General features: G+C 61.0%; 1 protein-coding gene and 1 pseudogene. Both read right to left on the reverse strand.

From position 1 onward, the window contains the following. On the reverse strand, nt 1-1,163 hold a 1,163-nt coding region (locus IVB22_RS37540; protein WP_247522179.1), incomplete at its 3' end, for a porin. 209 nt (nt 1,164-1,372) lie between these two features. Next, nucleotides 1,373-1,570: pseudogene (locus tag IVB22_RS37545) on the reverse strand (porin); the annotation flags it as partial.

Raw genomic sequence — 1,570 nt, forward strand, 5'->3', positions numbered from 1 at the left:
GCCGACGTCAAGGCGATACCGCCGGTACCGGCTGGGCCGGGCATATAGACGCCGTCGGTGGTCGCGCCGAAGCCGACGCTCTGGTAGCCGAAGCCGCTATCGCCGAACATCGCAAAGCTCGGCGAAGTGCCGCTGGTGGCGATGACATACTTGGTGGCGCCCTTGGCGTAGGACGCATCGATCTTGATGTCGTCGCCCGCGCCCGTCGGAATGTTCTTGATCTGCAACGCAGCCATCACCGCGCCGCCCCACTTGGTTTCGGGGTGACCGCTGATTTCGGACAAGTTGGTCGGGGCACCGCCAGCGCCCAGCGTGTTGTAGGACCCGCTGATCTCATGCGCCGCAGCCGACACCTGGAACAGACCCCAGGCCTGATCGACCCGGATTCTGCCGACGATGTCGGGCGCGTGCGTGCCGGCATAGGCATTCGATCCGGTTCCGTTGGCGCCGATCGCGCTGGGGATACTCAGATTGTAGACCGCGGTGCGATCCCATACGGTCGGGTCGTCGAGACCGATCGAGCCCGATACGCCGTTGCCGAACTCGGCGGTGTACTGGATGTTGTTGACGCCGGTGTCGGTATTCTGACCGCCGAGCAGGGACGAGTTAATGTTCCCCGGGAAACCCTGCCACGGCGTGGCATAGGCTGATGCGGACTTACCGAAGGTGAAGCCGGCGAACTGGATGAAGAGAAATTCAACCGCGACGTAGCCGCCGCCGGCGGTGGACAGCGCGTTCGCCAATCCGCCCGGGAATGCCGAGAGCGTGGTCGGATTGGAGCTGCCGAAATTGTTGAACTGGAAGTCACCCTGCCCGAAGGTGCGAACCACGCCATACTCGGTCGCGGTGCGGGTATCTACCGTCAGCGCCATGCGCGAGCGGCCAACGAAATAGTCGCGAAAGCGATTTTGCTGGCCGAGGTCACTGTTCCAGGCCGGTGCGCCGTGGGCGCCGCCGTTGAAGGTGACGTCCGCGCGCAGATAACCGCCGAGCTTGATGCAGGTGTCGGTGCCTGGGATATAGAAGAAGCCGGCGCCGTAAAGCGAGCAGATCCTGACATACTCGACTGCCTTGGCCTTGACCGGAAGGTCGGCCGCCTGTGCCCCGCTCAAGGCGATCAAACCTGCCGCCGAGCCAAGAATAAGTGTTCGCGCTTTAATCATAACAGTTTCCTGTGTCGAGATTCGAAGTAACCGCACAGCTGACTAAATACCGTGAAGTTGAAAGGGAGAATGACAACAGCGTGAAGCATTTCATTTGGCGCGCAGTTGTAGCTGTTTTGCCACGGAAGATTAATGCCTACGGGAAGCAAAGAAAAACCCCCGGCAGTTGCCTGCCGGGGGTTCTCCTTAGTGTTTCAAGTCTTTCGGGATCAGAAGTTACGCTGAGCGCGAACGTTCAGGAACACAGTGCTCTGATCCCTGAACTCGTAGACGGCGGTCGGCTTCGGAGCCGCCGGAGTCAAGATGGCCGCACCAGTGAACTTCTGGTCGAGGAAGAACGCGCCGACTTCAGCCGAGAACGTCAGGTTCTTGACGGGAGTCCAACGGGTGACCACACCAACCTGGGC

The organism is Bradyrhizobium sp. 190 (assembly GCF_023073415.1).
GTDB lineage: Bacteria > Pseudomonadota > Alphaproteobacteria > Rhizobiales > Xanthobacteraceae > Bradyrhizobium.